The organism is Shinella sp. OV683 (assembly GCF_057787725.1).
Window position 1 is genome coordinate 5,149,694 of the sequence record NZ_CM173543.1, and the last position, 25,910, is coordinate 5,175,603.

General features: G+C 59.6%; 20 protein-coding genes and 1 riboswitch. Of the genes, 11 read left to right on the plus strand and 9 right to left on the minus strand.

Going from position 1 to position 25,910, the window contains the following annotated elements:
• The first annotated feature begins 113 nt into the window (after nt 1-113).
• Together ACXHRN_RS24900 and purH are read left to right on the plus strand one after the other, a co-directional pair.
• A complete protein-coding gene (locus ACXHRN_RS24900; RefSeq protein ID WP_488638948.1) occupies nt 114-1,811 on the plus strand; it encodes a heparinase II/III family protein in 1,698 nt (565 codons plus the stop codon).
• A gap of 96 nt (nt 1,812-1,907) precedes the next feature.
• A complete protein-coding gene (purH, locus tag ACXHRN_RS24905) occupies nt 1,908-3,521 on the plus strand; it encodes a bifunctional phosphoribosylaminoimidazolecarboxamide formyltransferase/IMP cyclohydrolase (protein ID WP_488638949.1) in 1,614 nt (537 codons plus the stop codon).
• A gap of 13 nt (nt 3,522-3,534) precedes the next feature.
• On the opposite strand, the gene ACXHRN_RS24910 is transcribed toward purH, so the two are convergent.
• Complete coding sequence (locus tag ACXHRN_RS24910) at nt 3,535-4,857, minus strand: MFS transporter (protein ID WP_488642019.1); 1,323 nt, start codon at nt 4,855-4,857, stop codon at nt 3,535-3,537.
• A gap of 206 nt (nt 4,858-5,063) precedes the next feature.
• Here ACXHRN_RS24910 and pdxY point away from each other — a divergent pair, with 206 nt between their 5' ends.
• Nucleotides 5,064-5,942 carry a pyridoxal kinase PdxY gene (pdxY, locus tag ACXHRN_RS24915; protein ID WP_488638950.1) on the plus strand — a complete coding sequence of 293 codons (879 nt, stop codon included), beginning with the start codon at nt 5,064-5,066 and terminating at the stop codon, nt 5,940-5,942.
• Nucleotides 5,943-5,959: 17 nt separating this feature from the next.
• Entirely contained in the window at nt 5,960-6,610 is a 651-nt protein-coding gene (locus tag ACXHRN_RS24920; RefSeq protein ID WP_488642020.1) for a carbonic anhydrase, read from the plus strand.
• Between the two features lie 50 nt (nt 6,611-6,660).
• Here the strand turns inward: ACXHRN_RS24920 and ACXHRN_RS24925 are convergent, their stop codons facing one another.
• The 3 genes from ACXHRN_RS24925 to ACXHRN_RS24935 form a co-directional block, all read right to left on the minus strand.
• On the minus strand, nt 6,661-7,482 hold the full coding sequence (locus ACXHRN_RS24925) for a lytic murein transglycosylase (RefSeq protein WP_488642021.1): 822 nt from the start codon (nt 7,480-7,482) through the stop codon (nt 6,661-6,663).
• 149 nt (nt 7,483-7,631) lie between these two features.
• A complete protein-coding gene (locus ACXHRN_RS24930) occupies nt 7,632-8,663 on the minus strand; it encodes an aspartate-semialdehyde dehydrogenase (protein WP_488638951.1) in 1,032 nt (343 codons plus the stop codon).
• 118 nt (nt 8,664-8,781) lie between these two features.
• The gene (locus ACXHRN_RS24935) at nt 8,782-8,904 is read right to left on the minus strand and encodes a hypothetical protein (RefSeq protein WP_488638952.1); all 123 of its coding nucleotides are present in this window, start codon (nt 8,902-8,904) and stop codon (nt 8,782-8,784) included.
• A gap of 226 nt (nt 8,905-9,130) precedes the next feature.
• Here ACXHRN_RS24935 and ACXHRN_RS24940 point away from each other — a divergent pair, with 226 nt between their 5' ends.
• Nucleotides 9,131-11,005, plus strand: coding sequence for an MFS transporter (locus ACXHRN_RS24940; protein ID WP_488638953.1), 1,875 nt, complete (start codon nt 9,131-9,133; stop codon nt 11,003-11,005).
• A gap of 77 nt (nt 11,006-11,082) precedes the next feature.
• Here the strand turns inward: ACXHRN_RS24940 and leuB are convergent, their stop codons facing one another.
• Nucleotides 11,083-12,195: a 3-isopropylmalate dehydrogenase gene (leuB, locus tag ACXHRN_RS24945; protein WP_488638954.1), complete on the minus strand. Its 1,113-nt coding sequence runs from the start codon at nt 12,193-12,195 to the stop codon at nt 11,083-11,085.
• Nucleotides 12,196-12,358: 163 nt separating this feature from the next.
• Between leuB and ACXHRN_RS24950 the strand changes: the two genes are divergently transcribed.
• From ACXHRN_RS24950 to ACXHRN_RS24975, 6 genes are all read left to right on the plus strand, one after another.
• Nucleotides 12,359-13,327 carry a bifunctional helix-turn-helix transcriptional regulator/GNAT family N-acetyltransferase gene (locus tag ACXHRN_RS24950; RefSeq protein WP_488638955.1) on the plus strand — a complete coding sequence of 323 codons (969 nt, stop codon included), beginning with the start codon at nt 12,359-12,361 and terminating at the stop codon, nt 13,325-13,327.
• Nucleotides 13,328-13,477: 150 nt separating this feature from the next.
• A riboswitch (TPP riboswitch) is annotated at nt 13,478-13,590 on the plus strand.
• A gap of 41 nt (nt 13,591-13,631) precedes the next feature.
• Nucleotides 13,632-14,639, plus strand: coding sequence for a thiamine ABC transporter substrate binding subunit (thiB, locus tag ACXHRN_RS24955; RefSeq protein WP_488638956.1), 1,008 nt, complete (start codon nt 13,632-13,634; stop codon nt 14,637-14,639).
• 19 nt (nt 14,640-14,658) lie between these two features.
• Nucleotides 14,659-16,263, plus strand: a complete 1,605-nt coding sequence (gene thiP, locus ACXHRN_RS24960; RefSeq protein ID WP_488638957.1) for a thiamine/thiamine pyrophosphate ABC transporter permease — start codon at nt 14,659-14,661, stop codon at nt 16,261-16,263.
• Nucleotides 16,260-16,946 (plus strand): thiamine ABC transporter ATP-binding protein, encoded by a 687-nt coding sequence (locus ACXHRN_RS24965; protein WP_488638958.1) that lies wholly within the window; start codon nt 16,260-16,262, stop codon nt 16,944-16,946. Before thiP ends, ACXHRN_RS24965 begins: the two co-directional genes overlap by 4 nt.
• Nucleotides 16,947-17,074: 128 nt before the next feature.
• Nucleotides 17,075-18,631, plus strand: coding sequence for a M48 family metalloprotease (locus tag ACXHRN_RS24970; RefSeq protein ID WP_488638959.1), 1,557 nt, complete (start codon nt 17,075-17,077; stop codon nt 18,629-18,631).
• A gap of 500 nt (nt 18,632-19,131) precedes the next feature.
• The gene (locus ACXHRN_RS24975) at nt 19,132-20,262 is read left to right on the plus strand and encodes a calcium-binding protein (protein ID WP_488638960.1); all 1,131 of its coding nucleotides are present in this window, start codon (nt 19,132-19,134) and stop codon (nt 20,260-20,262) included.
• Between the two features lie 139 nt (nt 20,263-20,401).
• Here ACXHRN_RS24975 and ACXHRN_RS24980 read toward each other — a convergent pair whose 3' ends face one another.
• The 4 genes from ACXHRN_RS24980 to ACXHRN_RS24995 all read right to left on the minus strand — a co-directional run bounded on the left by ACXHRN_RS24980 (nt 20,402) and on the right by ACXHRN_RS24995 (nt 25,491).
• Entirely contained in the window at nt 20,402-20,971 is a 570-nt protein-coding gene (locus ACXHRN_RS24980; protein WP_488638961.1) for a CarD family transcriptional regulator, read from the minus strand.
• A 440-nt stretch (nt 20,972-21,411) separates the two neighbouring features.
• Nucleotides 21,412-21,750: a ferredoxin FdxA gene (gene fdxA, locus ACXHRN_RS24985; protein ID WP_488638962.1), complete on the minus strand. Its 339-nt coding sequence runs from the start codon at nt 21,748-21,750 to the stop codon at nt 21,412-21,414.
• Between the two features lie 158 nt (nt 21,751-21,908).
• Nucleotides 21,909-22,307, minus strand: coding sequence for an RNA-binding S4 domain-containing protein (locus ACXHRN_RS24990; RefSeq protein ID WP_488638963.1), 399 nt, complete (start codon nt 22,305-22,307; stop codon nt 21,909-21,911).
• A 4-nt stretch (nt 22,308-22,311) separates the two neighbouring features.
• Nucleotides 22,312-25,491, minus strand: coding sequence for a helicase-related protein (locus ACXHRN_RS24995; protein WP_488638964.1), 3,180 nt, complete (start codon nt 25,489-25,491; stop codon nt 22,312-22,314).
• Nucleotides 25,492-25,910: the final 419 nt, after the last annotated feature.

Below are 25,910 nucleotides of genomic sequence, written 5' to 3' on the forward strand. Positions count from 1 at the left end.
CTATGTCGCGCGTATACACTTTCGCTTTACAAGCTGATCCTGGGCGCGCTTAGAATTGCCCGGGAGAAAATTAGCATTTTAATGATCAATAAAGAGCGTAAGCAAACGGCGGCATGAGCATATCACGGCGGCGCAGGAACCTGACTCACTACCTCTGGGAGGCCAAGCGTCGCACGTCGCTGCGCTTTGCGGCCTTCCGTACTGTTGCCTTGCCGTCGCTCAGGCGTATCCCCGACCGGCTGATCGTCGCGCCGACCGATCTGCGCGCAGCCGATTCGTTCGTTGCCGAAGAAATTGCCGCCGGCCGCTTTCCGCTGGCTGGCCGCATCCTGGTTGCCGACGACCAGTCGCCCTTTTCGCTGGAATTGCCTTCGCGAGAGTTTGCAGCCCGTCTGCACAGCTTTTCCTGGCTACGGCATGTCAGGGCGTCGCGCTCGGATGCGCATAGCGCCGTGGCGCGACGGCTGACGGATGAGTGGCTTGCCATCCATGGCAAGCGGGTTTCGGGAATTCCGTGGGAGCCGGATGTCGCCGCCCAGCGGATCATTGCCTGGCTGTCGCACTCCACGGTGCTGCTGAAGGGCGCCGATGTCGGTTTTTACAGGCGGTTCCTCAAGAGCCTGATCGCTCATGTCCGCTATCTCGAAAAGACCGCGCATCATGTGCCGGATGGTGAGGCGCGTCTGCGTGTCCGAATTGCGCTGGCGGCTTCGTCGGTCGCACTCCCCTCGTCCAACTCGAAGATCAAGCAAGCCGCGCGTCAGCTGGATAGCGAGCTCGACCGACAGATATTGTCCGATGGTGGTCACATCTCGCGCAATCCGCGCACCGGGCTCGAGCTTTTGCTGGACCTGCTGCCGCTCCGCCAGACCTATGTCAATCTCGGCCACGACCTGCCGTCGCGGCTGATCCCGGCGATCGACCGCATGTATCCGGCGCTGCGCTTCTTCCGCCATCAGGGCGGCGAACTTGCACTTTTCAATGGTGCGACGACCACGCTTGCCAATGAACTGATGTCGGTGCTGCGCTACGATGAGACGGCAGGTAAGCCCTTCAAGGCGCTGCCGCATATCAACTACCATCGGCTGGCGGTCGAAGACACGGTCATACTCGTCGATACCGGCCTGCCGCTGTCGGCTGAAATGTCGAAGACGGCGCATGCCGGGTGCCTGTCATTCGAAATGTCGTCGGGGCGCCACCGTTATATCATCAATTCCGGCGCACCACGCTTTGCCGGCGATCACTACAAGCAGCTGTCGCGAGCGACGGCGGCGCATTCGACAGTGACGGTCAACGACACGTCGTCGAGCCGCATCTCGAAATCCAGCGTTGCCGGACCAATCCTGATCGATGGGGTCACGGAGACGACGGTCGAACGCCATGATACGGAAGGCGGTGAAGGCTTGACCGCGTCGCATGACGGCTATCTCGATGTTTTCGGCCTGCGGCATGAGCGAACCATCCAGCTCAATTCGACCGGCACGCTGATCCGCGGCAAGGACCGGCTGATGACCGAGGAAGGCAACGACCCCGACGCAACATCGGAGGATGTCGCCGTGATCCGCTTCCATATCCATCCGCAGATCGAGGCGAAACTGATCGACAAGCACGAGGCGCGGCTGACCGCGCCGGATGGCGAGACCTGGGCGTTTTCAACGCTCGATGCCGAGATTGCCATCGAAGACGACGTGTTCTTCGCTGATCCCAGCGGCATCCGTGCCTCGCGCCAGATCGAGCTGACGATCAAGCTTGCCGAGCAGCCGGAAATTTATTGGGTCATGACCAAGAGCCGAAGCGCCGCAAAGGCCTGAAAAGTACGGCTCGCGAACGACTTTTGGGTTTTATCGCCGGCGGGCGTGTGTTACGCGACCCGCACGAGATCTCATTCATCGATGCGGGGTAAAATCATGGCCGTCCACTCCAAGAGAATTCCGGCGCCGGACTTCGTTCGCATTGGCACCGCGTTGCTGTCGGTGTCCGACAAATCCGGCATCGTCGAGTTTGCCCGCGACCTGGCAGGTTTGGGCGTGCGGTTGCTGTCGACGGGCGGCACCTTCAAGGCACTGAGCGACGCAGGCATTGCCGTCACCGATGTTTCCGAGGTCACCGGCTTCCCGGAAATCATGGATGGCCGCGTCAAGACTTTGCACCCCAAGGTGCATGGCGGCTTGCTGGCGATCCGTGACGATGCCGAGCACCAATTGGCCATGCAGGCGCATGGCATCGACGGCATCGATCTCGCCGTGATCAATCTCTATCCGTTCGAGGAAGTGCGGGCACGTGGGGAAGACTACGCCGAGAGCGTCGAGAATATCGACATTGGCGGTCCTGCCATGATCCGTGCTTCGGCCAAGAATCATGCCTATGTCACTGTCATCACCGATCCGGCCGATTATGGCGAACTAGCCGCACTTCTGAAGTCCGGCGGCACCGTGCCTTATGCCTTCAGGCAGAAGATGGCGCAGAAGGCCTATGCGCGGACGGCGGCCTATGACACTGCAATTTCCAATTGGCTGGCGGAGGATCTGAAGATCGATACGCCTGCATATCGAACTGTCGGTGGCGTGTTGCGCGAGGAAATGCGCTATGGCGAGAACCCGCACCAGAAGGCGGCATTCTACGTCACCGGTGACACTCGGCCCGGCGTCTCGAACGCGACCCTGCTGCAGGGCAAACAGCTCTCCTATAACAATATCAACGACACTGATGCTGCCTTTGAGCTCGTCGCAGAATTTGCGCCGGCACAGGGGCCGGCCTGCGCGATCATCAAGCACGCCAATCCATGCGGCGTGGCAACCGGCGGCACGCTAAGCGAAGCTTATCTCAAGGCGCTGGCTTGCGACTCCACCTCTGCGTTCGGCGGTATCGTGGCGCTCAATACGCTGCTGGATGCCGAGACCGCGGCCGAGATCGTCAAGCTGTTCACGGAAGTGATCATCGCGCCCGACGTCAGCGACGAAGCCAAGGCGATCATCGCCACCAAGGCCAATCTGCGGCTGCTGGTCACCGGTGGCTTACCCGATCCGCGCACGCCGGGCCTCACCGCCAAGACCGTTTCCGGCGGCTTGCTGGTCCAGACCCGCGACAATGGCATGATCGAGGACATCGATCTCAAGGTGGTCAGCAAGCGCGCGCCGACGCCGCGCGAACTCGAGGACCTGAAATTTGCCTACAAGGTTGCCAAGCATGTCAAGTCGAACGCCATCGTCTATGCCAAGGACGGCCAGACGGCGGGCATCGGTGCCGGCCAGATGAGCCGCGTCGATTCAGCCCGGATCGCGGCCCTCAAGGCTGAAGAAGCTGCAAAAGCCGCCGGCTGGGCCGTGCCGCTCACCAAGGGCTCGGCCGCCGCTTCGGAAGCTTTCCTGCCGTTTGCGGACGGACTGCTGTCGATCGTCGATGCCGGCGCCACTGCGGTGATCCAGCCGGGTGGCTCGATGCGCGACCAGGAAGTCATCGATGCCGCCAACGCGCATGATGTCGCGATGGTGTTTACCGGCATGCGCCACTTCCGGCACTAAGGCGCAACATGCTTTAGTCTTGCTTGTTTGCCGGATAAGGTGTGACGATCAGGATCAGCAGCCCGACCGCGAAGAAGGCGATCAGCGAACTCATGCCGACCCGGGCCGAGGCCGTGAGCCAGATCAGCAGGCTGTTGACGGCCGTGGCCAGGAATGAGGTCGCTCGGCCCGAGAGAGCATAAATGCCGAAATAGCGGCCGGCTTCAGCGACGCTGACGCTTCTGGCTAGGTACGACCGCGACGAAGCTTGCACCGGCCCAAAGGCGAGCCCGATCAGCAGGCCATAAAGAATGTAGACCTTCTCTGCCGCCGTTCCGAACAGACCGCCGCTATCCATGGGCGACAGCTGGACGAAGCCGAACAGCGTAAATCCCGGACCTGTGGAAATAATCCCCGTTGTCGCAATGATCAGCAAAACGAGGCAGATGAGGATGACGCGTTTCGATCCCAGGCTTGCATCGAGGTAGCCGGCAACCAGGCAGCTGAAGATGGCGACGAAGGCCAGCATGATGCCAAACAGGCCGATTTCCGTCGTCGCCCAGCCAAACATCCCGGCCGCAAAGGCGCCGCCGAGAAACAGCAGGCCGTTGACCCCATCCTGGAAGATCATTCGGGCGATCAGGAATTTCAGTAGTCCACCGCGATTGAGGATGTCCTTGAGCGTATCCCAGAGTTCACTCAAGCCGCGATCGACCGCTTTGCCAAGCGGCACATGCTTGGAACTGTCAGGCGTGAACAGGAACATTGGCAGGGTGAAGACGAGGTACCAGACTGCCGAAAGCGGCCCGGTGATCCGCGCATCCTCGCCAAGCGCGGGATCGAGACCGAACAATGGCGTGATGCCGATCAGCGTCTTGCCGGTCGATGGGCTGCCGGCGAGAAACAGCAGCACGAAGAACAGTGCGATCAGCCCGCCGGCATAGCCCAGCCCCCAGGCGATGTTGGAGACCTTGCCGACATTGTGGCTGTCAACCAGCCGCGTCATCATGGAGTCGTTGAAGACGATCGAGAACTCGGCGGCGATCGAGGCGAGAATAATGAGAGTGCCGATGCCGATCAGCGAGCTGCCGGGTGCGGCATACCAGAGCGCCAGAAGCGATGTGATCTTGATCACTGCAAACAAGCCGATCCAGTGCTTGCGGTTGCCCGTTTCATCGGCGATCGAGCCCAGAACCGGCGACAGGATGGCAATGATGATCGAAGAGATCGTGCCGACATTGCTCCAGGCGAGTTGGCCGGCATTGGGATCTGCGGCCATGCGCGCGGCAAAGTAAGGACCGAAGACAAAGGTTATGACGACGGTGAAAAACGGCTGTGCCGCCCAGTCGAACATCATCCAGCCGAAGATCGCCCGCTTGCTTGCAGGATTTTTCAATCCCAGAGAGATTTCAGCCACTTGCAAGCTCCCGTCGCGCCGTTTCGCCAAAGTGGCATGTCGGCGAAACACATTCAAGGTGAGTTGCGCAGGTGTTGCGTCCTTAAAGCGGTTGACAATCCGCTGCACTGCGGCAATCAAGTGTCCCGGGGTATGGGGAATGCGAAATGACTGATAATGCCAGCCCGGCGGAAATCATCGCCATATCGAGCCATGTCGTGCGCGGATCGGTCGGCAATCGCGCTATCGTTTTCAGTCTCGAAACCATGGGCCATCCCGTCTGGTCGATGCCCACCGTCATTCTTCCCTGGCATCCTGGTCACGGCTCTTCGACACGCATCGTCATTCCCGAGGAGCAGTTCGCCGCTGCGATCGACGACATCATCCGTTCACCCTGGGCTGCAAACCTAAAGGCCGTCATCACAGGCTATTTCGGTGCGCCCGGCCAGGTCGAGGCTGCGGCGAAACTGGTCGCGGCGCTGAAGGAGAAGAATTCCGAAGTGCTGTGTCTGTGCGATCCGGTGATCGGCGATCTCAACGGGCTCTATGTTCCCGAGGCGATCGCGGTGGCGATCCGCGACAAGCTGATGCCGCTTGCCGATATCGCCACACCGAACCGCTATGAGCTGGGTTGGCTGTCCGGGGCTGCGCTGGAGAGCAATGCCGAGATCATGGAGGCCGCGATCGCGCTGGGGCCGCGCCGCGTGCTGGTGACCTCCGCTGTGCCAATGATGACCGGCGGTATCGGCAACCTGTTGCTAACGGACCGCCACGCTATTCTTGCGGAACACCGTATGGTGGGCAATCCGCCCAACGGGCTCGGAGACCTGACGTCGGCACTCTTCCTGTCGCGGCTTCTCAAGGGCGAGAGCGAGGAGCGGGCGCTGCAGATGACCACGGCGGCGGTGTTCGAGATCCTGGCCCGCTCGGTCAAGCGTGGTGCCGACGAATTGATGCTTTCCGAGGATTACTCAAGTTTTTCAACGCCGATGGCGATGGTGCAGATGCGACAGCTGATGCATCCGTCGCGGGCGAAGAGAAAGTAGGCAAAGGAGGACAGATGATGGACCATTTTCCCGAACACTTGCTCGAAGGCTATCGCAACTTCATGAGCGGGCGTTATGTGAGCGAATCTGATCGCTATCGCACCCTTGCCGAAACCGGCCAGACACCGAAGACGATGGTGATCGCCTGTTGCGACTCGCGTTCAGCGCCGGAGACCATTTTCGACAGTGGCCCCGGCGAATTGTTCGTGGTCCGGAACGTTGCCAATCTCGTGCCGCCCTATGCGCCGGACGATCACTATCACGGCACCTCGGCGGCGCTGGAATTTGCCGTGCAATCGCTGAAAATCCGCGAAATCGTCGTGATGGGGCATGGACGCTGCGGCGGCATTCATGCGGCGCTCAATCATGACGGCAATCCGTTGTCTCCGGGCGACTTCATCGGCAAGTGGATGGGCATGCTGCGGCCGGCGGCCGAAGAGGTTTCACACTACAAATCCATGACGGCGGCCGAGCGTCAGCGCGCGCTCGAACGCATCTCGATCCGCACATCGATCGACAATCTGATGACCTTTCCCTGCGTGAAGATTCTTCTTGAGAAGAAGCGCATGACCCTCAGTGGTGCTTGGTTCGACATTTCGACGGGTGAGCTTTGGGTTATGAACCCCGAGACGGGTGACTTCGTCAGACCTGAAGTCAACAAGGAATAAAAAAGGGCGGCCTGCTGGCCGCCCTCAATTCATCGTCGAAAGCAAATCCCCTACTGGGTATCGCCGTCGATCTGCGCGCCCATGATGGCGATTGCCTGCTGATAGACACTGGCAGCATTCCAACCCTGGATCGCGCCGAAATTCGCTTCGCCCTGCTGATAACCAGCGCCTTCGCGCCAGCCATGGCCGCGCAGGAAGTTGGCGGTGGAGGCAAGCGCATCGGCCTTGGAGCCGACCATGTCGATGCGGCCGTTGCCATCGCCGTCGACGCCGTATGTCAGGACGTTCTTGGGCAGGAACTGCGTCTGGCCGATTTCACCGTGGGCCGCACCGCGGGCATTGACCGAGAGCGTGCCGTTGTCGACAAGCTTCAGCGCCGCATAGAGCTGGTCGGTGAAATATTCGGTGCGGCGGCAATCGAAGGCGAGGGTCGAGACGGCGGAGAGCGTGTGCTCCTTGCCCATATAGGAGCCGAAACCAGTTTCCATGCCCCAGATAGCGATCAGCGGGCCGGACGGCACGCCGAAACGTTGCTCGATCGAGGCGAACAGGGCGGCGTTGGCGCGCTTCATGCTGCGGCCGCGCGAGACGATCGTCGATGCACCACGCTTGCGCATGAATGCATCAAGTCCCAGCTTGAAGCTCTTCTGGCCACGGTCGGCGCGAATGGTCGCCTTGTTATAGGAAACGGAGGAGAACACCTTGTCGAGCGTGCGCTGGCTGATGCCGTTGGCGGCGGCCTCTCCGGCAAATTCGACCTTCCAATCGTCGAAGCCAGCTGCAGTCTTGCTGCAGGAGGCAGCATTGGCCGATGTCGCCAAAGAATAGGATGCAGCCACTACGAGCAGCGCGCCAGTCATTTTCCGAATCATGTTCATGGGTGTCCTCATCGCAAACCCGGCGTTTCTGCCGCCGAATCGCTGCTTAACCAGTATCAGCCTGCCTTGATTTACTTCAAGGTAAACCCCCGCAAGAAGTGACGTTTCTTGCGGGGTTATTATTCATCTCGGAAATATCAAAGTTAAGCCGCGTTGGCCGCCTTTAGCAGGCCACGGTTAACAAGAAGTTCAGCGATTTGTATTGCGTTGAGCGCGGCGCCCTTGCGCAGGTTGTCGGAAACGATCCACATGTTGAGGCCGTTTTCGACGGTTGCGTCCTCGCGGATGCGGGAAATGAAGGTCGCATCTTCGCCAGCGCATTCATATGGCGTGATGTAGCCACCGTTTTCATGCTTGTCGATGACCTGGCAACCCGGCGCATCGCGCAGGATTTCGCGGGCTTCGTCGGCTGTGATCTCGTTTTCGAACTCGATGTTGACCGATTCGGCATGGCCGATGAAGACGGGGACACGAACAGCCGTGCAGGTGACCTTGATCGCCGGGTCGAGCATCTTCTTGGTTTCAGCCAGAACCTTCCACTCTTCCTTCGTGTAGCCGTCTTCCATGAAGTTATCGATATGTGGAATGACGTTGAAGGCGATGCGCTTGGTGAACTTCTTGGATTCGATGGGATCGGCGACGAACACGGCACGGGTCTGGTTGAACAGCTCGTCCATGCCATCCTTGCCGGCGCCGGACACCGACTGGTAGGTCGAGACGACGATGCGCTTGATCTTGGCCTTGTCATGCAGCGGCTTCAGCGCCACGACGAGCTGGGCAGTCGAGCAATTCGGGTTGGCAATGATGTTCTTCTTGCGGAAATACGAAATCGCATCCGGATTGACTTCCGGAACGATCAACGGAACTTCCTGGTCGTAGCGCCAGGCCGAGGAATTATCGATGACGACGCAGCCCATGGCGCCGATCTTCGGCGACCACTTGAGCGACACCGCGCCGCCGGCCGACATCAGGCAAATATCGGTGCCATGAAAATCGTAGTTTTCGAGGTTCTTGACCTTCAGCGTCTTGTCGCCATAGGACACTTCGGTGTTGAGCGAGCGGCTGGATGCCAGCGCCACGACTTCGTCGGCCGGAAAATCGCGTTCGGCGAGAATGTTGAGCATTTCGCGCCCGACATTGCCGGTGGCGCCTACGACTGCAATCTTGAAACCCATTTTGATCGTCTCTTTCTCTTCTCTCCGCCGGTTGCTTGAGATTTGGACCACTTAGCGAAAACCGCGTCAGGTCCTGCTCCCAGCCTAAAGCCGGGGAGAGAGCGGCGGGCCAGGAACGTCAGACGGTTTTCGTCGTCGTTTTGGTGGCCCAGGTTTTGGAAACTGGAGAAAAAAGCAAACGTCCGCCGGACAGGCTGTCCGGGCGGTGCATGATATGGGGTGCTGAAAAGCGACCGCTCATGACGTGTTCCTTTTTACAAGCGTTTCCTCTAGCCATTTTTGCCGAGGAGTCAAGCACTCTCAGTCTCATGCGGTGAATTTGCAGATGCTGCGTTGCACCTAATACTTTCGTCATAATCCCAAAGCACGGCTGGGGTGTAGGCGGGAACTCTGGCATTCTGAGGTCACGTTCGCGCCCTGGGAATCTTTGAGGAGAGGGTACTGCGACGAATTGGGAGGATTTCATCATGGCAGAAGTAGCCGTCAATATGCCCGCAAGGCGCGGCATGACATCCGAGGAGAAGAAGGTGATTTTCGCCTCTTCACTCGGCACCGTGTTCGAATGGTACGATTTCTATCTCTATGGCTCGCTTGGCGTCTATATCGGCTATGCGTTCTTCAATTCCTATCCGGAAGGCACGCGGACGATCTTCGTGTTGCTCGCCTTTGCGGCAGGCTTCCTGGTCCGGCCGTTCGGCGCGCTGGTGTTCGGCCGGCTTGGCGATCTCGTCGGCCGCAAATATACATTCCTGATCACCATTCTGATCATGGGTGCGTCGACCTTTCTGGTCGGCCTGCTGCCCGGCTCGGCAACGCTCGGCATTGCTGCCCCGATCATCCTGATCGCCTTGCGGCTTCTGCAAGGCCTGGCGCTGGGCGGTGAATATGGCGGTGCAGCGACCTATGTCGCCGAGCACGCGCCTGAGGGCCGCCGCGGCTATTACACGTCATGGATCCAGACGACGGCGACCGGCGGATTGTTCCTGTCGCTGGTGATCATCCTGATCGTCCAGTCGCTGATGAGCAAGGATGCCTTCGCCGAATGGGGCTGGCGCATACCCTTCCTGATCTCCGCAGTGCTGCTCGGGATCTCCGTGTGGATCCGCATGCAGCTCAATGAATCGCCGGCTTTCAAGCGCATGAAGGAAGAGGGCAAGGGCTCGAAAGCGCCGCTGACCGAAGCCTTCGGCCAGTGGAAGAATGCCAAGATAGCGCTGCTGGCGCTGTTCGGCGCCGTCGCCGGTCAGGCTGTCGTCTGGTATTGCGGCCAGTTCTATGCGCTGTTCTTTCTACAGAACGTGCTGAAGATTGATCTCGCCTCAGCCAACAAGATGGTGGCGGTGGCTCTGGCCATCGGCGCGATCTTCTTCGTCGTGTTCGGTTGGCTGTCTGACAAGATCGGCCGCAAGCCGATCATCATGCTCGGCCTGCTGTTGGCGGCGGTCACCTATTTCCCGCTGTTCAAGGCGCTGACCTGGGCCGGCAACCCCGCGCTCTATACGGCACAGGCTTCTATTCATGCGACGGTGACGGCAGATCCGGCCGATTGCTCGTTCCAGTTCAACATGACGGGCACGAGCAAGTTCACCACGTCATGCGATGCCGCCACGGAATTCCTGGCCAAGAACTCCATCGCCTATGATGTCGTACCGGCCGCTGCCGGAACGATGGCGTCGGTGAAGATCGGCGAGACGGTCATTCCGAGCTATGTCAATGCCGGCGATGATGCGAAAGCCAATACCGCGAAGTTCCAGAAGGTCGCCTATACCGCGCTCAAGGCGGCAGGCTATCCGCTGGCACGCAGCGCAGCACTAGTGCCCGAGCCGAAGATCGCGGCATTCATTGCCGCCAATCCGGAGCTCGGTCTCGACGAGGCAAAGGTCAAGGTCAATCCGCCGGAGACGATGTCGGCCGCCAAGATGATCCGTGACAAGGTCGCCACATCAAAGGATCTCGAAGGCGTCACGGAGTTGCCGGTCTACAAGGTGCCCGCAGGCGGCGAGTTCAAGATCGTCGCCGATCCCGCGCAGATCAACTGGGTGCAGGTGATCGCGATCCTAACCGTGCTGGTTATCTACGTGACGATGGTCTACGGCCCGATCGCGGCGATGCTGGTTGAGATGTTCCCGACCCGCATCCGCTATACCGGCATGTCGTTGCCCTATCACATCGGCAACGGCTGGTTTGGTGGGCTGCTGCCGGCCATCGTGTTTGCGCTCAGCGCAGCCGAGGGTAATATCTATTACGGCCTTTGGTATCCGATCATCATCGCGGTGATGACCTTGATCATCGGCACATTGTTCCTGAAGGAAACCAAGGACAACGACGTACACGCGATCTGAAATGAGGGCTCCCAAACAAAAAACCGGCGCAAGCGATTGCGCCGGTTTTTCTATTTTAAAAGTAGTGATCGGTAAGATCAGGCCGAAAGCTTGAGGAATTCGGCGAGGATGGTATCGCCCATCTCGGTCGTTCCAACCTGCTTTGCGCCTTCCGCCATGATGTCGCCGGTGCGGATGCCCTGGTCGAGCACGTTGGCAATCGCCTTTTCCAGCGTATCGGCTTCCTTGATCATGTTGAAGGAATAACGCAGGCACATCGCAAACGAGGCGATCATGGCAATCGGGTTGGCAATGCCTTGACCAGCGATGTCCGGGGCCGAGCCATGCACCGGCTCATACATGGCCTTGCGCTTGCCGGTCTTCGGGTCCGGTGCACCGAGCGAGGCGGACGGCAGCATGCCGAGCGAGCCCGTCAGCATCGAGGCGATGTCGGACAGCATGTCGCCGAACAGGTTGTCTGTGACGATGACGTCGAACTGCTTGGGCCAGCGGACGAGCTGCATGCCGCCGGCATCGGCCAGCATGTGGTCGAGCTGGACGTCGGAGTACTTGGCCTTGTGAGTCTGGGTGACGACTTCGTTCCAGAGCACGCCCGACTTCATGACGTTGCGCTTTTCCATCGAGCAGACCTTGTTGTTGCGCGTGCGCGCCAGTTCGAAGGCGACGGCGGAGATGCGCTCGATCTCGAACGTGTCATAGACCTGGGTGTCGATGCCGCGCTTCTGGCCGTTGCCGAGATCGATGATCTCCTTTGGGCTACCGAAATAGACGCCGCCGGTGAGTTCGCGAACGATCAGGATATCCAGGCCTTCGACGATTTCCTGCTTCAGCGATGATGCATTGGCGAGTGCCGGGTAGCAGATGGCCGGACGGAGGTTTGCGAACAGTGCCAGATCCTTGCGCAGGCGCAGCAGGCCAGCCTCGGGGCGGACGTCATAGGGAACGCTATCCCATTTGGGGCCGCCGACGGCACCGAACAGCACGGCGTCCGCCGCCATGGCCTTTTCCATGTCTTCCTCGGAAATCGCAACGCCGTGCGCATCATAGGCCGAGCCGCCGACGAGGCCTTCCTCGGTCTCGAAGCCGGCGTTGAACTTCTCGTTCATGGCCGCAATGAACTTGCGGACCTCGGCCATGGTTTCCTTGCCGATGCCATCACCGGGAAGCAGAAGAAGCTTGCGTACGGACATTGCCAATACTCTCTTGGTTCGAGGGTTGAAATTGGGGCCTGCATAATCCGCAATATCCGGGTTTTCAAGCCGCTAATGCCGTTTCCGGTACGGCGGTGCGGGCTTGCCCAGGGCGGCGATTTGAAATATAGTTGTAAGCTACAACTATACGAAGGAAACTCTCATGAACGCGCCGCTTAAGCATGCCGATATCCTTGCCGTTCGCGATGCATCCCGCCGGATGGTGCGCGAGCTCGGATTCATGCGGTCGACCATGGCCAATACCGATCTGTCGGCGTCGGCAGTCCATGCGATCATCGAGCTTGGCAATCATGAGCGATTGACCGCAAACCAGCTGGCACAGACGCTGGTTCTGGAAAAATCCTCGGTGAGCCGGATGCTCGCCCGGTTGATCGAGCGCGGGCTGGTGACGGAGATGGCAAGCGAGGCGGATGGCCGGTCGAAGATCCTCTCGCTAACCGAGTCTGGCACGGCGCTGTTTGGCGATATAGAGCGCTATGCCAACCGTCAGGTTGGTCGCGCACTGCACGCCCTCAGCGCGGATATCCGGACACAGGTGGTGAATGGGCTGCAAGCCTACGCGTGTGCGCTCAAGGTGGGTGCGGACGATGCCGTCCGCCAGGATCCAGGTGCTGCAATCGAGGTTTCCGCCGGCTTCCAGCCCGGTGCCGCCGGACGCATCGCGCAGATGCATGGTGACTATTATGGACGGGAATGGGGCTTTCCGCCAATTTTTGAAGCCAAGATCGCTGGCGGACTGGCGGATTTCGTTCCACGTCTTGGACACCCGGGAAACCAGATGTGGCTTGCCACGCAAGCCGGCCAGATCAAGGGTTCTATCGTCGTCGACGGCGAAGATCTGGGTGACGGCAAGGCGCACATTCGCTGGGTCATCCTTGAAAAAGACCTGCACGGCACGGGTACCGGCCGCAAACTCGTGACGGAAGCGGTGAAATTCTGCGACGAGAACGGATTTTCCGAGACCCAGCTCTGGACATTCAGGGGGCTGGATGCGGCTCGAAAACTTTACGAATCGGTGGGCTTCGCACTGGCCGAGGAATGGTCAGGCACCCAATGGGGGTTTGATCTACCAGAGCAGAGATTCGTCAGGAGAAGGCCAGCCGTGGGGTGATTGCGTATAAGTGGCCGATGCTCCCGCATTGCCCTCTCCAGCGCCTCGCATATCAGCAGGACCTGCTTTGAGCGTGGCCCGCGCTCCTTCACAGACTACACCTTTCGACTTCGCCACTTGTCATTTTCATGACAGGCGTCTAATCATGACACCGCTCTAACGGGGTGTCCTCGGCCGGAAACGGTCCTGGGCTGAGAGGTTTCGACCGACCCGCAGAACCTGATCCGGCTCATACCGGCGGAGGGATTAGACGGCACATTGCGAGCGCCCTATTCCCGTTTTTTATGAAACCAAGGAGGCGCCAATGCGCAAGACAACCCTATTTTCAATCGCAGCCGTCGCGGCATTTTCGCTGTTCACGCCCAGCCAGGCCGCTGACAAGATGCTGACCATCTACACCTATGAGAGCTTTACGGCCGAGTGGGGGCCGGGGCCGAAGGTCAAGGCGGCCTTTGAGAAGATCTGCGCCTGCTCGGTACGATATGTCAGCCTCGGCGACGGCGTCGCCCTGCTGACGCGGCTGAAGATGGAAGGCGACGCGACCAAGGCCGACATCGTGCTGGGCCTCGACAACAACCTGACTGAAGAAGCCAGCAAGACCGGCTTGTTTGCCGAGCATGGCATCGACACATCCGCGGTCAAGGTGCCCGGCGGATTTTCTGATCCGGTCTTCGTGCCTTATGACTACGGCCATTTCGCTGTCGTCGTCGATACCGATACGATCAAGAACCCGCCCAAGAGCCTCAAGGAACTGGTCGAAGGTGATCCCTCGGAAAAGATCGTCATCGAAGATCCGCGCACATCGACGCCGGGTCTCGGGCTGCTGTTCTGGGTGAAGGCGGTCTATGGTGACAAGGCGCCGGAAGCCTGGACGAAGCTCAAGAAGCGTATTCTCACAGTGACCCCCGGTTGGTCGGAAGCCTATGGGCTGTTCACCAAGGGCGAAGCGCCAATGGTGTTCTCCTATACGACGTCGCCCGCCTACCACATGATCGCCGAGAAGGTGAACCGCTATCAGGCGCTCGAATTCTCCGAGGGACATCCCATCCAGATCGAAGTCGCTGCGATGACCAAGACCGCAAACGCTGAACTGGCCAGGCAATTCCTGAAGTTCATGATCAGCCCGGCATTTCAGGACATCATTCCTGAAAACAATTGGATGATGCCGGCCGGCGAGACCGCGCAAAAGCTCAATCCGGTGTTCGATTCGCTCGTGCATCCTGCAAAGACACTGACGATTCCACCAATGGAAGCCGCCGAGAAACGCAAGGTGTGGATCGACGAATGGCTCGCCGCCATGAGCATGAACTAAGCTTAGCCGGATTCACACCATGGATCGCAAGGGCGAAAATCGGCTGTGGATCTGGGCGGGAGCCAGCGCTCTTGCTCTGATCGCGGCGTTTTGCGTTCTTGCGCTGATGATGCTGGTGATCGGTAGCGGCGAGGAAAGCTCCTGGCCGCCAGCCGACTATGTGTTGCGCGTGGCAGTGTTTACCGTGGGCCAAGCGGCCGCGTCGACAGTTCTGTCGCTGGTCTTGGGGCTTCCTGTTGCACTGGCTATGGCCCGGCGGCGACGATTTGTTGGGCGGCCTTTGCTGTTGGCATTGATGATCCTGCCCCTTGGCCTGCCGGTGCTGCCCGTCGTGTTTGGCATTGTCGAGGTCTGGGGGAGGCAAGGCTGGGTCAACGATTTCATGCGCTCGGCGGGAATGGATGGCGGATTTTCGATCTACGGGCTCGGCGGCATCCTGCTGGCGCATGTGTTCTTCAACCTGCCACTCGCGGCGCGGCTGATGTTGAGGGCGCTGGCCAAAATCCCAGGCAACGAATGGCGGTTGGCGGCAAGCCTGGATTTTCCGCGGATCGCGCTTTTTCGCTTCGTCGAAGGGCCGGCGCTGTTGCGGGTGTTGCCCGGCATTGCGGGGCTGGTGTTTATGCTCTGCATTACCAGCTTTACGATCGTGCTGACGCTGGGTGGCGGTCCGGCGACCTCGACGCTGGAAGTGGCGATCTACCAGGCGCTGAAGTTCGAGTTTGATCCACCGCGTGCACTGGCGCTCTGTGTGTTGCAGCTGGTGCTGACCTCGGTCGTATTCCTGCTCCTCAACCTCTTTCCGGATCCGGAAGAGGATCGCAGCGCCACCGAACATGCGCCCTTCCGATCGGATGCGGCAAGGCCCATGGCGATGGTCGGGGACAGCGCCATCCTCGTTTTCTTCCTGCTGTTTGTCGGTGCGCCGTTGCTGGCTGTGCTGCTCGCAGGCTTGCGTGCGGATCTCGGTGGACTGCTGGTGGACAGTCTTTTCCTGCAGGCATTGAGGACCAGCCTGTTCATTGCAGCTGCTGCCGGGTTGCTTTCGGTGTCGCTCACCTATGTCATTTTGCGCGGCCGCCTTGCACTTGCCGCAACAGGTCACCGGAAATCCGCCGCCTTGTTTCGCCTGCCTGAATTCATGTTGCTGATACCGCCGCTCGCACTGGGTGCCGGATGGTTCGTCTTTCTGCTCAAGGCAGGTGTGGGCGGAAATCCGGCAGTCCTCATCGTCATGTCCATCAATTGTATCATGGCACTGCCCTTCACCAGCCGTATTCTCGGACCGGAGCTTCGCACCCATGAGATCAGGGCTGCGCAGCTGGCCGACAGCCTCGATATTCATGGCCTCAATCGCTTCCGCATCGTCGATTGGCCGGTGCTGAAGGGGCCGCTGCTGATGGCGCTGAGTTTCGGCCTGGCTTTGTCGTTGGGTGATATGGGCGCTATCGCGTTGTTCGGCAGCGATGATTTCATGACGCTGCCGTCGCTGCTTTATGCGAAGCTTGGAAACTATCGATCGACGGATGCGGCGGGCCTGTCTCTGATCCTCGGCGTTCTGTGCCTGGTCCTGATGCTTCCGGCATTGCTCAGCGATCGCAGAAAGGCAGAGCCGCGATCATGACGCCGACGATCACGCTCAAACATGTTTCAACGCAGCTCGGCGCGCGCAGTTTTGTCTATGACTTTGCCCTCGACGGGCCAAAGATCGTTGCCGTCACCGGTCCGTCTGGCTCGGGAAAATCGACGCTCTTTCATCTGATCGCAGGCTTTGAGCCGGCCAAGAGCGGCACGATCACGCTGAACGGTGTTGATATGGCCGGCGTCTCGCCGGGTAAGCGGCCGCTAACCTACATCTTCCAGGATCACAATCTCTTCGCACATCTCGATGTCAGGAAGAATGTCGCTCTCGGCTTGTCGCCGTCTCTGTCGCTGAGCCCCCGGGACAATGTCGACGTCAGCGACGCGCTTACGAAGGTCGGTCTGTCCGGGTTTGAGAAACGCATGCCGCAGGCACTGTCGGGCGGTGAGAGACAGCGTGTGGCATTCGCCCGCGCGCTGGTCCGCAAGCGTCCGTTCCTGCTGCTCGACGAGGCTTTTGGCAGCCTCGACGAGGAATTGCGCGCCGATATGGGCGAGTTGCTGAAGCGGTTGCAAGCCGAGAGCGGCATGATGGTGCTGATGATCAGCCACGATCGCCGGGAAGTTGTGCGACTCGCCAGTCGCGTCATCGAGGTATCGGACGGTCGAAATGTGTATTGTGGCGATACAGCCACTTGGGTCACGTTAGAAAAAAATTCTTCCTAGCCGCGTGCCAGCCTCAAAATCGACCGATTTATTCTCGACTTTGCCATCGGAATCTCCGTAGTTTGTGCTATGCAGTAAGCTGTGAAATCGGATGAAAGTGGCCCGTTTCCGCAAGGAATCCGGTTGATATGAAGGACAGGGCCCTGACGGTCGAGAGCATACAGGCTGGCGGAAAATTTACGGCGACGACCACCTTCCCAAGCCGGGTGGGCAATCGGGGTTTGCGCCGTCACACGCTTGCCGTGCTGTTCGCGACAGCCGCGCTGGCCGGCTGCCAGTCGATCCTCGACCAGACTTACGAGCCGGATGTCGCGCCGTCGCAGACACCGCAAATCGTTGACGAAGTTCAGAAAAACGATCCGCGTGCCGAGATGGGCGCGCGTGAGCATCCCCGTATCGTTGCGTCCTACGGCGGCGAGTACAAGGATGTGAAGACCGAACAGCTGGTTGCTCGCATCATGGGTGCGCTGACGCTGGTTTCCGAAAATCCAACGCAATCCTATCGCATCACCATCCTGAATTCCCCGGCCATCAATGCCTTCGCGCTGCCCGGTGGCTATGTCTATGTGACGCGCGGTCTGCTGGCGCTTGCCACCGACGCGTCCGAGGTCGCCGCAGTGCTCAGCCACGAAATGGCCCACGTCACGGCCAACCATGGTATCGAGCGGCAACAGCGTGAAGAAGCAGAAGTCATTGCCAGCCGCGTGGTGACAGAGGTGTTGTCTTCCGAGCTCGCCGGCAAGCAGGCGTTGGCGCGTTCCAAACTCAGGCTTGCAGCCTTTTCGAGAAATCAGGAATTGCAGGCTGACGTGATCGGCGTGCGCATGCTTGGCGAAGCGGGCTACGATCCCTATGCCGCAGCGCGCTTCCTCGATGCGATGGGCGCCTATTCCAGGTTCAATGCGGTCGATCCGGATTCCGATCCGGGCATGGACTTCCTTTCCAGCCATCCGAGCACGCCGCAGCGCGTCGACCTTGCGCGGCGCCATGCCAGGGCCTTCGGCATGGAGGACAAGGCGGGCGACAAGGGACGCGACTATTTCCTGCAAGGCATAGACGGCCTGCTCTATGGCGATAGCCCGCAGGAAGGCTATGTCCGTGGACAGACGTTCCTGCATGGCAATCTCGGCATTCGTTTTGAAGCGCCGGCCGGCTTCCGCATCGACAACAAGGCCGAAGCCGTGATGGCAACCGGCCCGGGCGAAATCGCCATTCGCTTCGACCTGGTCGATGACAAATCGGGCGGTAGCCTGACCGACTACATTGCCAGCGGCTGGGTCACCGGGCTGATGCCGGAGACGATCCGTGCAGCCTTCGTCAACGGCATGCCGGCGGCCACGGCCCGCGCGTCGGCCGACCGCTGGGATTTCGATGTCACCGTCGTTCGTAACGGCCCAAAGATCTATCGCTTCCTGACGGCCGTTCCCAAGGGTAACACAGCGGCGCTGGCAGCAACCGCACAGCAGCTGCGCAAAACCTTCCGGCGGATGACGCCGCAAGAGGCGGCCAACCTCAAGCCGCTGCGTGTCCGGGTGGTGGTGGTCAAGCCGGGCGAAAACATCCAGACGTTGTCCGACCGCATGCTCGGCACCGACCGCAAGCTGGAGCTCTTCCGGCTGATCAACGGACTGCCGCTCGGCGCCACCGTGTCGGCGGGTGACAAGGTCAAGATCATCGCGGAATAGATCTTGAGGCTTGGATGCAACGCGCTCGTTCCAGATCAGCAAAGGTGGGGTCATCTACTTGACTCTGGCGCATCCGTTTGGCTGGGCTAAGGACCGCTTGACTCGACGCTAAACTGATAGTGCCTGCCATCGACCTTTGACACAGCCGAGGTGGCCGCTGGCTGCCGAATGCGCCAACCCGGCGGTGGCATTGCGATAACGGGTTCAAATATCAAAAAAATCTATTGGCCTTCGCCCGGCGGCAGCGCCAGCGAGCGACTGGGCAAATTCTTGTTGTCATAAGAAACCCGCGAATGGCTTGAGCGCACTCCACATTGGTCACAACGACTTCACCGTTAGTGATGTCGGTCAGCCGATACAAGATAGGCGGGCAGCATTCTCTTCGTGGCAATGAAGAACCTTTTGCTGGACCACGCTGCCCACACGTTCATTCAGGACACAAATTCGGATGATTCATGGGACTACAATGAAAACAGGTGGGCTTCAGGGAGGATCAGATCATGACCAAGCGAAACCCAAATAGCGCGCCGGACATCGGCAACCTACCGCTCACGCAATCGACTTACACCAGCGGGGCTATCAGCCCGAAGAATTTCACGACGACGATAGACAATCCCTACATGATCCTAAAAGCGGGAACGACGTTCCACTATGAGGATAAGGGCCTTGCCATTACGACCAATACCATCGTAACCCACAAGACGGCTGTGATCGACGGGGTAACATGCGTTGTTGTGCATGATGTCAGCTTCGTCAACGGGCAGTTGGAAGAAGACACATTCGACTACTACGCACAAGATAAGCAGGGAAACGTCTGGTATTTTGGCGAGGATTCTACGCAATACGAACCGGGGAACCCCGTCCCGATCGGGACCGTGGGATCGTGGCGCGCTGGGGTCGCTGGCGCCATGCCGGGCATTATCATGGAGGCAAGACCGCATGTAGGCGACGTCTATCATCAGGAGAATGCAAAAGGCGTTGCGGAGGATAGGGCGAGAGTGCTCAGTCTTGATGCAAATGTATTCACCGTCTACGGCGCGTCCCATCATACGCTGAAGACTAAGGAATTTTCACCGCTCAGTCCCGGTGATATCGAGCATAAATTCTATATTGCGGGTGTCGGGGAGGTGCTGACGACGACGTCGGACGGAGAGTATGAGCAACTCGTTGGCATTTCAATAAATGGACTGGCGGGTAATGACCACCTTGTGGGGTATTCCGGAGGTGATGAGATCAATGGCCGAGCGGGCAACGATACCGAGTATGGTCGTGACGGCAATGACACGCTTCGTGGAGGCGACGGCAGGGACAGCCTGTTCGGAGGACGTGGCAGTGATCTACTGGTAGGTGGATCTGGAAACGCCGAATTTGCCGGTGGCGCGGGAGCAGACACTTTCAGCTTCAAAACTCTCCGTGACGGCGTATTCGAGGTCACCGACATAGACGACTATCGCCGGCAGCAGGTGGACGTCATAGACCTCCCGCACGCGGAGGCGAGTATCGCCGGCGAAAGCCTTGTGCACGGAGTTTGGCAGCTTGTGCTGAACGGCGATGGAGACCTGATCCGACTTGAGGGCGTCGCCGATGTCGATCACAATGGCAGCATCGTCGATAACCTCATTTTTATCTGAAGCCTGAACGGGATACACGATTGTTCGTCCGCTGCAGTACCACAGGCAGGCGCTGCGGGAGGGTTTCGATACCGCAACAAAAAACCCGACTGAGGCCGGGTTCTTGTCAGTCCGAAATGGTGTTGTTGGATGTTACCGCTTACGCGGCTTCTTCCTGCTCGTCTTCTTCCGTCAGCTTGCCGGCGCGGCGCGGGCTCTTGGCGAGATTGGTCTCGACCAGGCGAACAGCTTCGGTTTCGGACATTTTGTTGACAGCGGCGATTTCGCGCGCCATCCGGTCGAGTGCCTGTTCATAGAGCTGGCGCTCGGAATAGGACTGTTCCGGCTGGTTATCGGCACGAAAGAGATCGCGCACGACTTCGGCGATGGAAATCAGGTCGCCGGAATTGATCTTGGCATCATATTCCTGCGCGCGGCGCGACCACATGGTGCGCTTGATGCGCGCCTTGCCCTGCACGACCTTGAGGGCACGCTCGACGAAATCGGTCTCCGAAAGCTTGCGCATACCAATGCTGACGGCTTTGGCGACCGGAACCTTCAGGCGCATCTTGTCCTTTTCGAAATCGATAACAAAAAGCTCAAGCTTCATGCCGGCAACTTCTTGTTCCTCGATGGTCACGATCATGCCGACGCCATGCGCCGGATAGACGATCGATTCACCTGTCTTGAAGCCCTGGCGTGTCGAAGGTTTCTTAAGTTGGGTTGTCATGCTTCTCACAAACTCCCTAATATGCTTCCGGTTGCCCGGGTGCGGCCGTGGTGGCCGGGGAACGGCGCGTTGGCGCCAAGATTTTCGGACTGGACCCACATTTACAACGCAAACAAACCTTCAACACGGCAAAATGAAAACCGGCAACCGAACGGGCGCATTTTTCAAGAAGACCGCATTTGGGGATCGTAGCTTTCGTGATGTCTGGGCACAAATATGCCCTCTGGGATCAGTACTGGCTTGAATAACATAAAAAACAGTGGAAATCAATAATTTGCTTTGACCGCGGCAAATAGGCCCGGAAGGCTTCTGCCGGGATGGTAAAGCCGCACCGTTCATTCCCGTTCAAAACTCAAATAGTCCGTCAACAAACTGTAAAGTTCGTATCAGGAACGGGGTGCCAAGAGGCGACCCGGGGCCGGTAGCAAGGCAAGGTCGGATCAGTCGCCCGTGCCCGGCTTGTCGGAGAAGTACTTCTCCAGCTTGTCCTCAACACCGTCGAATTCCTTGGCTTCCGGCAAGGCGTCACGCTTCTGGGTGATGTTGGGCCAGATCGAGGCGAAATCGGCGTTCAATTTCAACCACTTGTCCAGGCCGGACTCGGTGTCCGGCTTGATCGCCTCGGCCGGGCATTCCGGTTCGCAGACGCCGCAATCGATGCATTCGTCGGGATGGATGACGAGGAAGTTCTCGCCCTCGTAAAAACAGTCGACCGGGCAGACTTCGACGCAGTCCGTGTACTTGCACTTGATACAGTTGTCGGTCACGACATATGTCATGAGACACTCCAGCTTCTCGATACGCGTTTGCGGAGCCGATGCTCCAGAATTGTTCGTCCACTAGCGGCTTTGCACGGTCTTTGCAAGAACTGGGACGTGGAAAGCAGCATTGCATTCCAGGCAGGTCTGACCTGCATTTCGCCAAATTCGGCCTCGCGTCAGTCCTGACTGAAAAAGCCGCCGTTTTTAAGCCGGTCGAGTTCGCGGCGTTCCTTCTTTTCCGGTCGCCCGGTGCCGGGATCGCGTTGCGCCTGTTCGAAGGGCGTTCGCCTCACCTGCGGCGGAGACTGATCTTCGTAGAGGTGGCGCGCTTCCTCGAATGGTCCGCGTCGTTCACCAGGTGCCTTGACGACGACGACATAGTCGCGCTCGCGTGTCGTGACCTCGAGCTTGTCGCCGAGGCGGACATCGGCGCTCGACCGCCTGACCTTCTCACCGTTGACGGTGACGTGGCCGGCCTCGACCCATTCCTGCGCCAAGGTGCGGGATTTCGCGATACGGGCGAAAAACAGCCACTTGTCGATGCGCTGGCGTTGGGTCGGAGGCTGGTCAGCCATGTCACTACTTCTTCATCTGCTCCTTGAGGATCGCGAGCTTGGCGAAGGGAGAATCCGGATCGATCGGCTTGTCCTTGCGCGGGGGCTTGGAATCGAAGCGTTGCGGCTGGGCGCGATCCTGCTTGTCGCGCTTGGGGCCGGATTGCTTGTTTTCTCCACGATGCTCGTTGTTCGGGCGATCCGAGCGCGGCGGACGATCGCCACGTGGCGGCCGGTCGCTGCGGGCTTCAGCCGGGCGCGGGTCCTTCTGTCCGTCGCCGCGCTGTTGGCGGGGCTGCTGGCGCTGTTCGCCAGTACGCTCTCCGCCGCGGCCATTGGGGCCGCGGTTTTCACCGCGATTGTCTCGGTTGCCCTGCTCGCGACGGCCTTCGCCGGGACGACGCTGGGTTTCCGGCTTGCCGCCACCCGGGCGCCAAAGCAGCACACGCTTTTCTTCCTGCGGAGCTTCGACAACGGCCTCAGCAGCGGGAGCCGCCTCAGCTTCGACAGCAGCGGCCGTTTCGGCGCCTGCTTCAACCACTTCAACTGCCGGAGCGACTTCAACACTTGCTTCGGTCGCAGGCGTCTCCTCAGTTGCTGCAGCGGCAACAACTTCGGTGCTTTCGCCTTCCGGCTCGGATGACGTGTGCGCCGATGCTTCAACTGCCGAATCGTCGGATGTTTCGCTCTCGGCCGACGCATTTTCCGTGGTGTCCGCAGCAGCCGGTGCAGCAGCGGCCGGCGCGTTTGCCGCCAGATGGCTTGCTGCCTCTTCTGCGGTCACGCTGTCGGCGCGATAGCCGAGACCCTTGAGGATTTCCTCCATGTCGTCGGCGGTGGCGCCGAGGATGGAGAGCATGGATGGCGTCGCGACGAAGCGGCGACCATCATAGGCGCCTTCCGGGCGCGACGGCGCGCCTGGCTTCCACTGCAGCAGCGGACGGATAAGATCGGCCAGACGCTCGAGAATGTCGATGCGCACCGCGCGCTTGCCGAGGAATCGGAAGCCGGCGAGACGATAGAAATTACGCTCGAACGCGTGATCGGTGACGATCGAGGTGCGGCCGGCGGCCAGCGCCGGAATCAGATCGCCATAGCCCGGCTTGGTCAGTGCGTCGTTCTTCAGCGCCCAGAGAAGGGTGATCAGTTCGGCGGGCGCAGGCTTGAGAAGCGCTGGCATGAAGACATGGTAGGCGCCGAAACGGATGCCATATTTGCGCATCGAAGCGCGACCATCCTGGTCGAGCGTCTTGACGTCTTCCGACACGTCGCGACGGAACAGCACGCCGAGATTTTCGGCAAGCTGATAGGCCAGACCCTTGGCGATGCCTTGCAGGTCCTCGGCGCGGATCAGATCGTCGAGCGGCTTCAGCACCGTGGCGATATGGTGATTGAGGAAGCGCTCGATACGTGCCTGCACATGTTCGCGGGCGTGGCCGGACAGCAGTTCGTCGGCCAGCAGCACCACGCGCGGCCGCATGATGTGGTCGGATGCGGTCAGCCGTGCCACAGGCTCGCCGAGCCAGCGCACCAGGCCGTCATTGGATAGCGCAAGATCGTTATTGCCTGCAGCGTGCAGACGTGCGGCGCGCGCCTCGAATTCGAGCGCAAGCGCCTTGCTCGCAGCACTTTCCACAGCCTTCAGATCCTGGCCGTCAGCACCTGCCACCAGCGTAAACCGGAAGCCCGACAATTGTCCCACATGATGTCCTTCAACAAAGACATCACCATTCACACTGATTTCAGCTTCCAGCATAGCATTCTCTCTTAGGCGCCTCATGAGCACAGATGTCCTGCGATCTACGAAGCGTTTGGTCAACCGTTCATGCAACGCATCAGAGAGGCGATCCTCAATGTCGCGCGTTTTTTCCTGCCAGTGTACCGGATCGGCAAGCCAGCCCGGGCGATTGGACACATAGGTCCAAGTCCTGATTTGCGCAATACGCGCTGACAGCGTGTCAATCTCGCCATCGGTGCGGTCTGCCCTGCGGACTTGCTCGGCCACGAACGTCTCATCGACTGCGCCGTGCCGGACAATGTCCTTGTAAATTGCCGCAACCATATCGGAATGCTGCAGCGAGGTGATCCGCCGGTAATCCGGCAATGCGCAAATCTCCCAGAGCTTTTCCACTCTTTCCCGCGTCGTGGCAAGCCGCAAAATGTCGGGGTCGCGCGACAAAAGCTCCAGCGCCTGCAAATCGTCCGCCGGCAGGGCTTTTGTCAGGCCGTGAACGCGGGGTGCGGTGTCGAGGCTGGCGTGCAGGCTGGCAAGCGTGGAGAAATCCAGCGACTTGGAGCGCCATTGCATGACCTTGACCGAGTCGAAATGGTGCGATTCGATGCGCTCGACCAACTCATCGGTGAGCGGCGGTGTGTTGCCGGTAACGCCAAAGGTGCCGTCGCGCATGTAGCGTCCGGCACGTCCGGCGATCTGGCCGAGTTCGCCGGCATTGAGGTTTCGGTACTGGAAGCCGTCGAATTTGTGGTCCTGGGCAAACGCGACGTGGTCGACATCCAGGTTGAGGCCCATGCCGATGGCATCGGTGGCGACGAGATATTCGACCTCGCCTTCCTGATAGAGGGCGACCTGGGCGTTGCGGGTGCGCGGGCTGAGTGCGCCAAGCACGACGGCGGCACCGCCGCGCTGGCGCTTGACCAGTTCGGCGATCGCATAGACCTCGTCGGCCGAGAATGCGACGATGACGCTGCGGCGCGGCAGGCGGGTGATCTTTTTCGAGCCGGCATAGAAAAGCTGCGACAGGCGCGGCCGCTCGGTGATGTGAATGCCTGGCAGGATATGGGCGAGAATAGACTTCATCGTCGCCGCGCCCAGCAGCAGGGTCTCCTCACGGCCGCGCAGATTGAGGATGCGATCGGTAAAGATGTGCCCACGGTCGAAATCGGTGGCCAACTGCACTTCGTCGATCGCCACGAAGGCCGCGCGCGTTTCGTTGGGCATCGCTTCGACGGTGCAGACGGAAAAGCGCGCGTTCGGCGGCGAGATCTTCTCCTCGCCGGTGATCAGCGCGACATTGGCCACGCCGACCCTCTCGACAACCCGGCCATAGACTTCACGCGCAAGCAGCCTGAGCGGCAGCCCGATGATGCCCGACGAATGGGCGACCATCCGCTCGATGGCGTAGTGGGTCTTGCCTGTATTGGTCGGCCCGAGCACCGCAGTTACCCCGCGGCCGCTCAATGTCATGGGATCGGATTTCAAATCGGTCCAGTCCAGGGTTCACTGTCTTGCCTGGCTGTCGAGCCGGGCGGCATTCCTTGCATCTCCTTTGTTGCAATTGCAAGACAGGATCCGGCAAGGGGTGAGATGACACATAGATAGGCCGTTTGAGCGCCGTGGTAAGTGCAAAAATCAACAATTCGGAAGGCATTGGAACAGCGTAGGAACGAATCGGCGACGAATCGCTGACTCCCCGACGTTCCCGGATTGTTCACCGCAAGATGTGGTGGTTTCACCCAATATGGCTACGAGGATCTGAATCCCTGACATGATTCCACACGAAAGCTGTGGAAGATGGCAAAAGTTGCGGGAAACCGTGTCAAAGCGAGATTCAACATATGGTTAACCAATTGTAAACTTTGATGGCTTCTGCCTCAGCTCGGCAC

Coding starts and splice junctions, on each gene's coding strand:
- leuB (WP_488638954.1), bottom strand. CDS start 12,195: ATGTCCGTACGCAAGCTTCTTCTGCTTCCCGGTGATGGCATCGGCAAG.
- ACXHRN_RS24910 (WP_488642019.1), bottom strand. CDS start 4,857: ATGATGTTCGACTGGGCGGCACAGCCGTTTTTCACCGTCGTCATAACC.
- ACXHRN_RS24975 (WP_488638960.1), top strand. CDS start 19,132: ATGACCAAGCGAAACCCAAATAGCGCGCCGGACATCGGCAACCTACCG.
- ACXHRN_RS24970 (WP_488638959.1), top strand. CDS start 17,075: ATGAAGGACAGGGCCCTGACGGTCGAGAGCATACAGGCTGGCGGAAAA.
- ACXHRN_RS24965 (WP_488638958.1), top strand. CDS start 16,260: ATGACGCCGACGATCACGCTCAAACATGTTTCAACGCAGCTCGGCGCG.
- thiB (WP_488638956.1), top strand. CDS start 13,632: ATGCGCAAGACAACCCTATTTTCAATCGCAGCCGTCGCGGCATTTTCG.
- pdxY (WP_488638950.1), top strand. CDS start 5,064: ATGACTGATAATGCCAGCCCGGCGGAAATCATCGCCATATCGAGCCAT.
- ACXHRN_RS24990 (WP_488638963.1), bottom strand. CDS start 22,307: ATGGCTGACCAGCCTCCGACCCAACGCCAGCGCATCGACAAGTGGCTG.
- ACXHRN_RS24925 (WP_488642021.1), bottom strand. CDS start 7,482: ATGATTCGGAAAATGACTGGCGCGCTGCTCGTAGTGGCTGCATCCTAT.
- fdxA (WP_488638962.1), bottom strand. CDS start 21,750: ATGACATATGTCGTGACCGACAACTGTATCAAGTGCAAGTACACGGAC.
- ACXHRN_RS24940 (WP_488638953.1), top strand. CDS start 9,131: ATGGCAGAAGTAGCCGTCAATATGCCCGCAAGGCGCGGCATGACATCC.
- ACXHRN_RS24995 (WP_488638964.1), bottom strand. CDS start 25,491: ATGACATTGAGCGGCCGCGGGGTAACTGCGGTGCTCGGGCCGACCAAT.
- ACXHRN_RS24900 (WP_488638948.1), top strand. CDS start 114: ATGAGCATATCACGGCGGCGCAGGAACCTGACTCACTACCTCTGGGAG.
- ACXHRN_RS24920 (WP_488642020.1), top strand. CDS start 5,960: ATGGACCATTTTCCCGAACACTTGCTCGAAGGCTATCGCAACTTCATG.
- purH (WP_488638949.1), top strand. CDS start 1,908: ATGGCCGTCCACTCCAAGAGAATTCCGGCGCCGGACTTCGTTCGCATT.
- ACXHRN_RS24935 (WP_488638952.1), bottom strand. CDS start 8,904: ATGAGCGGTCGCTTTTCAGCACCCCATATCATGCACCGCCCGGACAGC.
- ACXHRN_RS24930 (WP_488638951.1), bottom strand. CDS start 8,663: ATGGGTTTCAAGATTGCAGTCGTAGGCGCCACCGGCAATGTCGGGCGC.
- ACXHRN_RS24950 (WP_488638955.1), top strand. CDS start 12,359: ATGAACGCGCCGCTTAAGCATGCCGATATCCTTGCCGTTCGCGATGCA.
- ACXHRN_RS24980 (WP_488638961.1), bottom strand. CDS start 20,971: ATGACAACCCAACTTAAGAAACCTTCGACACGCCAGGGCTTCAAGACA.
- thiP (WP_488638957.1), top strand. CDS start 14,659: ATGGATCGCAAGGGCGAAAATCGGCTGTGGATCTGGGCGGGAGCCAGC.